Source organism: Streptomyces sp. NPDC101152 (assembly GCF_044768275.1).
GTDB lineage: Bacteria > Actinomycetota > Actinomycetes > Streptomycetales > Streptomycetaceae > Streptomyces.
Map to the genome: position 1 here is coordinate 98,670 of NZ_JBIWPO010000029.1, position 7,629 is coordinate 106,298.

Annotated in this window: 8 protein-coding genes; 2 read left to right on the forward strand and 6 right to left on the reverse strand. The window is 71.4% G+C overall.

Going from position 1 to position 7,629, the window contains the following annotated elements:
- Positions 1-82: 82 nt before the first annotated feature.
- From ACIRVK_RS30515 to ACIRVK_RS30530, 4 genes are all read right to left on the reverse strand, one after another.
- The gene (locus tag ACIRVK_RS30515) at positions 83-1,714 is read right to left on the reverse strand and encodes a phospho-sugar mutase (RefSeq protein ID WP_404252673.1); all 1,632 of its coding nucleotides are present in this window, start codon (positions 1,712-1,714) and stop codon (positions 83-85) included.
- Between the two features lie 522 nt (positions 1,715-2,236).
- Positions 2,237-3,061 carry a purine-nucleoside phosphorylase gene (locus tag ACIRVK_RS30520; protein WP_404252675.1) on the reverse strand — a complete coding sequence of 275 codons (825 nt, stop codon included), beginning with the start codon at positions 3,059-3,061 and terminating at the stop codon, positions 2,237-2,239.
- 194 nt (positions 3,062-3,255) lie between these two features.
- A complete protein-coding gene (locus ACIRVK_RS30525) occupies positions 3,256-3,435 on the reverse strand; it encodes a hypothetical protein (protein WP_404252677.1) in 180 nt (59 codons plus the stop codon).
- 50 nt (positions 3,436-3,485) lie between these two features.
- Positions 3,486-3,923 carry a gamma-glutamylcyclotransferase gene (locus ACIRVK_RS30530; protein WP_404252679.1) on the reverse strand — a complete coding sequence of 146 codons (438 nt, stop codon included), beginning with the start codon at positions 3,921-3,923 and terminating at the stop codon, positions 3,486-3,488.
- Between the two features lie 105 nt (positions 3,924-4,028).
- On the opposite strand from ACIRVK_RS30530, the gene ACIRVK_RS30535 reads away from it, so the two are divergent.
- Together ACIRVK_RS30535 and ACIRVK_RS30540 are read left to right on the forward strand one after the other, a co-directional pair.
- Entirely contained in the window at positions 4,029-5,477 is a 1,449-nt protein-coding gene (locus ACIRVK_RS30535) for an NAD(P)H-quinone dehydrogenase (RefSeq protein ID WP_404252681.1), read from the forward strand.
- Between the two features lie 166 nt (positions 5,478-5,643).
- Positions 5,644-6,603 (forward strand): DeoR/GlpR family DNA-binding transcription regulator, encoded by a 960-nt coding sequence (locus tag ACIRVK_RS30540; protein WP_404252683.1) that lies wholly within the window; start codon positions 5,644-5,646, stop codon positions 6,601-6,603.
- A 123-nt stretch (positions 6,604-6,726) separates the two neighbouring features.
- Here ACIRVK_RS30540 and ACIRVK_RS30545 read toward each other — a convergent pair whose 3' ends face one another.
- Positions 6,727-7,335 (reverse strand): TetR/AcrR family transcriptional regulator, encoded by a 609-nt coding sequence (locus tag ACIRVK_RS30545; RefSeq protein ID WP_404252685.1) that lies wholly within the window; start codon positions 7,333-7,335, stop codon positions 6,727-6,729.
- 134 nt (positions 7,336-7,469) lie between these two features.
- On the reverse strand, positions 7,470-7,629 hold a 160-nt coding region (locus ACIRVK_RS30550; protein ID WP_404252699.1), incomplete at its 5' end, for an acetyl-CoA carboxylase biotin carboxyl carrier protein subunit.

Below are 7,629 nucleotides of genomic sequence, written 5' to 3' on the forward strand. Positions count from 1 at the left end.
TGGGCCGGCGTGGGCTGACTTTGTGGGGCTTTCGGGGCTCGTCGGCGCTGTGTTTCCACGGTGCCGACGAGCCTCGGTTCTGTCAGATGCCCGCTGCTTCGGACAGGTCCTGCTTGAGCGCCGTCAGGAGTTCGGACGCCTTGGTGCGGGCCGGGTCGAGGTCGGCGTGGTTTTCCACCGGGATCACCACCTCCAGGTAGCACTTCAGCTTCGGCTCCGTGCCGCTCGGGCGGACGACGACGCGGGCGCCGGTGAGGGTGTAGCGCAGGCCGTCCGTCGGGGGGAGCGTGGCGGTTCCCCGGGTGAGGTCCTCCGCCTTGGTGACGGTCAGGCCCGCGAGGCGCGTCGGCGGGTGCTCGCGCAGGCGGCTCATCGCGGTGGCGATGACCGAGAGATCCTGGACGCGGACGCTGAGCTGGTCCGTCGCGTGCAGGCCGTGTTCCACGGCGAGGTCGTCGAGGAGGTCGAGGAGGGTACGGCCCTCCTCCTTGAGCTGGGACGCCAGTTCAGTGACCAGGAGCGCCGCGGTGATGCCGTCCTTGTCCCGTACGCCGTCCGGGTCCACGCAGTAGCCGAGGGCCTCCTCGTAGCCGTAGCGCAGGCCCTCGACGCGAGCGATCCACTTGAAGCCGGTCAGGGTCTCCTCGTAGGGGAGCTTCGCCTTCTCGGCGATGCGGCCCAGGAGGGAGGAGGAGACGATCGACTCGGCGAAGGTGCCGCGCGCTCCGCGGCGGACCAGGTGGGCGGCGAGGAGGGCGCCGACCTCGTCGCCGCGGAGCATGCGCCAGTCGGTGTCGGTTCTCACGGCCACCGCGCAGCGGTCCGCGTCGGGGTCGTTGGCGATGACCAGGTCGGGGGTCGTCTCGCGGGCCTTCGCGAAGGCGAGGTCCATCGCGCCGGGCTCTTCCGGGTTGGGGAAGGCGACGGTCGGGAAGTCGGGGTCGGGGTCGGCCTGCTCGGCGACCAGGGTCGGCTCCGGGAAGCCGGCTCGGGCGAACGCCGCGAGGAGGGTGTCCTTGCCGACGCCGTGCATCGCCGTGTAGACCGTGTGGGCGGTGCGGGGGGAGCCGGGGGCGAGGACCGCGTCCGTGCGGGTGAGGTAGGCGTTCAGGACGCTGTCGTCGAGGGTCTGCCAGCCGGTGTCCGGGCGGGGGACGCTGTGGAGGGACGTGATCGCCTGGATCTCGGCGGCGATCTCCGCGTCGGCGGGGGGCACGATCTGGGAGCCGTCGCCGAGGTAGACCTTGTAGCCGTTGTCGCGGGGCGGGTTGTGGCTGGCGGTGACCTCGACGCCGGCCGCCGCGCCGAGGTGCCTTATGGCGAAGGCCAGGACGGGGGTGGGGAGGGGGCGGGGGAGTACGGCCGCCCTGAGGCCGGCGCCGGTCATGACGGCGGCGGTGTCGCGGGCGAAGTCCGCGGACTTGTGGCGGGCGTCGTAGCCGATGACGACCAGGCCGTCGGGGTGGCCGTGCTTCTTGAGGTAGGCGGCGAGGCCGGCGGCGGCGCGGATGACGACCGCGCGGTTCATGCGGTTGGGGCCGGCGCCGAGTTCGCCGCGGAGGCCGGCGGTGCCGAACTGGAGGGTGCCGTCGAAGCGGTCGGCGAGGTCGGTCAGGTCGCCGGCCTCCAGGAGCTTGGCCAGTTCGTCCCGGGTGTCCGGGTCGGGGTCCTCGGCGAGCCAGGTCTTGGCCTGTGCGATGAGGTCGTCGTGCACGGTCGGTCTCCGGTCTCGTGCGGGTGGGGTGCGGGTGCGGATGCCTGCGGCGCCTGTGCGGGTTCGGTGGGGGTGCGCGTAGCGCCTACGGTTCGATTGTGGGTCGGGGCCGGGGGGGGGGGGGGGGGGGGGCCGGGGGGGGGGGGGGGGGGGGTGGGGGGGGGGGCGGGTCGCCCCTCGGGTCCGTTGGGGGGGCGGGGCGGGGGGGGGGGGTGTCCGTCCTCGGTCGGGTGGTGAGGTTCGTTTGGGACGGGGCCGGTGCCGGACGCCCGACACTGCGGGCGGACACCCCCCGCCCCGTCCCCTTCGCGCCGCGGGCGACAGCGGCTCCTCGCCTGGTGGGCGACTGCGACGCCCTCAGGGGCGCGCCTTCGCGTCGTGGGCGGCTGCGGCACCCTCGGGGGCGTGCCCTTGGCGCCGTGGGCGACTGCGACGCCTTCCGGGGCGCGGGGAACTGCGCGACCAGCCACGACGGGCCCGCAGACGCCCTGCGACATCATGTGGCACCCCCTCGGCGGCCAGTTACAGGCGGCCCAGGACCTGGGCCAGCAGCGAACCCATGCGGGTTGCCGAGTCGCGGCCCGCCTGGAGGACCTCCTCGTGGTTCAGCGGCTCGCCGGTCATGCCCGCGGCGAGGTTGGTGACCAGGGAGATGCCCAGGACCTCCGCGCCCGCCTCGCGCGCCGCGATCGCCTCGAGGACCGTCGACATGCCCACCAGGTCCGCCCCGATCACGCGGGCCATGCGGATCTCGGCCGGCGTCTCGTAGTGCGGGCCGGGGAACTGGGCGTAGACGCCCTCCTCGAGGGTGGGGTCGATCTCCTTGCACAGGGCACGCAGGCGGGGGGAGTAGAGGTCGGTGAGGTCGACGAAGTTCGCGCCGACGATGGGGGAGGTGGCGGTGAGGTTGATGTGGTCGTTGATCAGGACCGGCTGGCCCGGGCGCATGCCTTCGCGGAGGCCTCCGCAGCCGTTGGTGAGGACGATCGTCTTGCTGCCGGCGGCGACCGCGGTGCGGACGCCGTGGGCCACGGCGGCCACCCCACGGCCTTCGTAGTAGTGCGTGCGGCCCAGGAAGACCAGGGCGCGCTTGGCGCCGATGGAGTACGAGCGGATCTTGCCGCCGTGGCCCTCGACCGCCGGCGGCGGGAAACCGGGCAGCTCGGTGACCTGGAGTTCGACATCGGGTGCGCCGAGGGCGTCCACCGCGGGCGCCCAGCCGGAGCCCATCACGAGGGCGACGTCGTGGGTCTCGGCGCCGGTCAGTTCGCGCAGGCGTGCGGCGGCTGCGTCGGCGGCGGCGTGCGGGTCGCCCTGGATGTCGGCCGGAAGAAGAGATGCGTTCACGCGGTCGAGGGTAGCCGGTTCCTGCCTACGCGCGTAGATGACAGGGCGAACGGGTTGACGATCGTTGTCTTGTCGTTTCCGACGAAGGCGTCATCAGGGTTCGGTGACGAGGATGTCCTCGTCGGTGAAGACGTGGGTGGTGAGGATCAGAAGTTGGTCGCTGGTGACCCTGTATTCGATGAGTGTGGTGCGGGTCAGGTGGATCGTTCGGTCCTCGCGGGGGAGCCAAAAGGGCGGGACGCGTCGGGGAACGGGTCCCGGGCGAGTAGGGCGATGCCCTTGTCGAAGGCGGTGCGCTGGTGGTCGGTCAGGCTGTCGCGGGCCGTGGCGGCCTCCACCGTGTACTGGACGTGGCGCATCGGTGCGACGGGCATGTGCTCTCCGGAGGGCGCGGCGGTTCGCTCAATCTGGAGGCTCGGTCGGGTCAGCAGGGACGCTTGCGGAGTTCCATCACGTAATCGTGTGGGGCTCCCGCCGATTCCGCCGCGTCGGCGATCTCGCCGAGGTAGCGCGCCGACGGGAGGCCGCCCTCGTAGCCGTTGAGGACGTACAGCCAGGCCGAGTCCTCGCCCTCCAGCGTGTGGACGCGTACGCGCAGGCGGCGGTAGATGCCGAGGCCCACGCCCTCCCAGCGGTCCATCGAGTCCTCGTCGGGAGGCGCGATCTCGTACAGGGCCACGAAGACCTGGGAGAAGGGGTCCTCGACGATCGTCGCCAGGGCGCCCTCCCAGCCCATGTGCTCGCCCCCGAACGTCAGCCGCCAGCCGTTCAGCCAGCCCGTGGCGCGCATCGGCGAGTGCGGGGCGCGGCGGGTCATCAGCCGCGCGTCGAGGTTGCCGGCGTACGCGGCGTAGAGCGACATGGGGAGAGGGTACGGCAGCGGAACAGCGGTCTCCGCCGTATCAGGGGCCCCTTGCCAACCCATTGCCCCGGCCCCGGGCAGTGGCACCTTGAACCGTGCGGGACAATGGGGTACGTGACTCGGATCGTGATCATCGGTGGCGGACCCGGCGGATACGAGGCGGCCCTGGTGGCCGCCCAGCTCGGCGCGGAGGTGACCGTCGTCGACTGCGACGGCCTGGGCGGGGCGTCGGTGCTGACCGACTGCGTCCCGTCGAAGACTCTCATCGCCACCGCCGAGGTGATGACCACCTTCGATTCCTCGTATGAGGAGCTGGGGATCATCGTCGCCGACGACACTCCGCCGCTGGAGCAGGCGGCCAGGGTGGTCGGGGTGGATCTGGGGAAGGTCAACCGGCGGGTGAAGCGGCTGGCGCTCGCCCAGTCGCACGACATCACGGCGTCGGTGACGCGGGCGGGTGCCCGGGTCATGCGAGGGCGTGGGCGGCTCGAGGGCATGCAGGCGCTGGACGGGTCGCGGAAGGTCGTGGTCGCGGCCGCCGACGGGAGCGAGGAGACGCTCACCGCCGACGCGGTGCTGATCGCGACCGGCGGGCATCCCCGCGAGGTGCCCGACGCCCAGCCGGACGGCGAGCGCATCCTCAACTGGACCCAGGTCTACGACCTCACCGAGCTGCCCGAGGAGCTCATCGTGGTGGGGTCCGGTGTCACCGGTGCCGAGTTCGCCGGCGCCTACCAGGCGCTCGGGTCCAAGGTGACCCTGGTGTCCTCGCGGGACCGGGTGCTGCCGGGTGAGGACCCGGACGCCGCCGCGGTGCTGGAGGACGTGTTCCGGCGGCGTGGCATGAACGTCATGGCGCGGTCCAGGGCCGCCGCCGCCAAGCGGGTCGGTGACCGGGTGGAGGTGACGCTGTCGGACGGGCGGGTGATCAGCGGGTCGCACTGTCTGATGGCCGTCGGCGCCATTCCCAACAGCGCGGGGCTCGGGCTCGAGGAGGCCGGGGTCAGGCTGCGGGAGTCGGGGCACATCTGGACCGACAAGGTGTCGCGGACCACGGCTCCCGGTGTGTACGCCGCCGGTGACGTGACCGGTGTCTTCGCCCTCGCGTCTGTGGCTGCCATGCAGGGGCGCATCGCGATGTACCACTTCCTGGGTGACGCGGTCGCTCCGCTGAATCTGAAGACCGTCTCGTCGAACGTGTTCACCGATCCCGAGATCGCCACCGTGGGGTACTCCCAGGCCGACGTGGACGCCGGGAAGATCGACGCGCGGGTGGTGAAGCTGCCGCTGCTGCGCAATCCGCGCGCCAAGATGCAGGGCATCCGGGACGGCTTCGTGAAGCTGTTCTGCCGGCCGGGCACGGGCATCGTCGTCGGCGGTGTGGTCGTGGCGCCGCGCGCCTCGGAACTGATCCATCCGATCTCGATCGCCGTCGACAACAATCTGACGGTCGAACAGATCGCGAACGCCTTCACCGTGTACCCCTCCCTTTCGGGGTCGATCGCGGAGGTCGCCCGACAGCTCCACACGCGGAAGACCGGCGGGGAAGTCTGACGGAGGAAGGCGATGCGCCGCTGGTCACGGGGAGTTGTCGCGCATGCGTACGGCATAGGCGGGGTGGGTAGGCCCTATACCACTTTCCGTGCTTGCGTGCGAACAACTTCTGCTATTCGGCGCAAACAGCTGAAACCAGACGGTCGTTGGCATTACTGTCAGTTTCGTGTTCGCTGCAGAACGTCGTCAATTGATCCTCGAAATGGTGCGAGCGAACGGGGCCGTGTCGCTCCGTGAACTCGCCCGCGTCGTCCAGACCTCTGAAGTGACCGTACGGCGGGACGTGCGCGCACTGGAGGCAGAAGGACTCCTCGACCGCCGGCACGGCGGTGCGGTACTGCCGGGCGGGTTCACGCGGGAGTCCGGCTTTCCGCAGAAATCCCATCTCGCGACCGCCGAGAAGACGGCCATCGCCGACCTCGCCGCGGGCTTCGTCGAAGAGGGCGAGGCCATCGTGGTGGGGGCCGGTACGACCACGCAGGAGCTGGCGCGTCGGCTCGCCCGGGTGCCCGGGCTGACCGTCGTCACCAACTCCCTGCTGGTGGCCCAGGCGTTGGCCCATGCCAACCGGGTGGAAGTCGTGATGACCGGCGGAACGTTGCGTGGTTCCAACTACGCGCTCGTCGGCAGTGGGGCCGAGCAGTCCTTGCAGGGGTTGCGGGTGTCCCGGGCCTTCCTGTCCGGGAGCGGGCTCACGGCCGAGCGCGGGCTGTCCACGTCCAACATGCTGTCGGCCTCGGTCGACCGCGCGCTGGTGCAGGCGGCCGCGGAGGTCGTCGTGCTCGCCGATCACACCAAGCTCGGGACGGACACGATGTTCCAGACCGTGCCGACCGATGTGATCACCCGGCTGGTGACGGACGAGCCGCCCGCGCATGATGACCGTGCGGCGACGGAGTTGCAGGCCCTGGCCGATCAGGGCGTGCAGATCGCCGTCGCCGGCGCGTCGGGCTCCGCGGGTTCCGGGAACGCAGGGGGCGATGCCATCCCCCCGCGTCAGGCGCGGGCCCTGCCAGGGCAGCGGCGGCAGGTTCCCGGCGCCCAGGCCTCCGGCCTGAGGGCGGCGACGGTGTTGGGGGACGCCGGGGTTGAGCGGGGGCGCGTCGCGGATATGCGGCGGAGGTAGGCGCCTTTTCGCCGTGGGGGTGCGTGGTGTTAGGCGGCTGCGGGTGCGTCGTGGCTGGTCGCGCCCACGCGGCGGTAGCCGCATATCGGATACAGCCCCGCGCCCCTTAGGGGGCGCTTAACCTCAGGCGTCTTTCAAGCCTCTCAAGGTCAAATTGAGCAATCGGTCGGCGAGTTGCGGGTCTTCTCCTGACTCCTCCGCCGCCAGGGCGATCGCGTGGGTCAGTTGGAGCAGGTCGCCGATCTCCACGTCGGGGCGGACCTTGCCTGCCTCCTGGGCGCGGGTCAGGAGCGCACCGCCCGCCTGGCGGATCGGCTCGTTGCAGCGGGACAGGGCCGAGCTGGTGTCCGAGGAGACGGACATCAGGGCTCGTGACAGGCCCCGGTACTCACCCGCGTGCGTGACCATCTCGCGCAGCCACGTCACCAGGGCCGTGCAGGGCTCGGGAGCGGTGAGGAGTTCCCTCGCCCGGGCCAGCAGGTCGTTCAGTGCGTCCTCGAAGACCGCACTCAGCAAGGCGTGGCGGTTGGGGAAGTGGCGGTAGAGGGTGCCGATGCCCACGCCGGCGCGGCGGGCCACGTCCTCCAGGGACGCGTCCGTGCCGTGGGCCGCGAAGGCCGCGCGGGCCTCCGTGAGGAGGCGGTCGTGGTTGCGGCGGGCGTCGGCTCGCATCACGCGCGGGATCGCGGCTTCCCGGGTCTTCTGGGGTTCCGCCGAGGTCGTGCTCGCCATGCCTCTCAACTGCTCCCTCCCGTGGTCCCGTGTGGGTCCAGGATGCCATTGAGGGCGCGCGGGGTGAGACGGCGAAGCGCCCGGTGGGCTGGGTCGTCCAGTCCGCCGGGCGCCTCGTACGTGCGCTGTGCTGCTCAGTCCTTGATCTCGCAGATCGCCGCGCCCGAGCTGACGGACGCCCCGATGTCGGCGGACAGGCCCTTGATGGTGCCGGATTTGTGGGCGTTGAGGGGTTGTTCCATCTTCATGGCCTCGAGGACGACGATGAGGTCGCCTTCCTTGACTTCCTGGCCT

Excerpts from the sequence above, each read along its gene's own strand:
- ACIRVK_RS30525 (WP_404252677.1), bottom strand. The coding sequence starts at position 3,435 with ATGCCCGTCGCACCGATGCGCCACGTCCAGTACACGGTGGAGGCCGCC.
- ACIRVK_RS30530 (WP_404252679.1), bottom strand. The coding sequence starts at position 3,923 with ATGTCGCTCTACGCCGCGTACGCCGGCAACCTCGACGCGCGGCTGATG.
- ACIRVK_RS30535 (WP_404252681.1), top strand. The coding sequence starts at position 4,029 with ATGGGGTACGTGACTCGGATCGTGATCATCGGTGGCGGACCCGGCGGA.
- ACIRVK_RS30545 (WP_404252685.1), bottom strand. The coding sequence starts at position 7,335 with ATGGCGAGCACGACCTCGGCGGAACCCCAGAAGACCCGGGAAGCCGCG.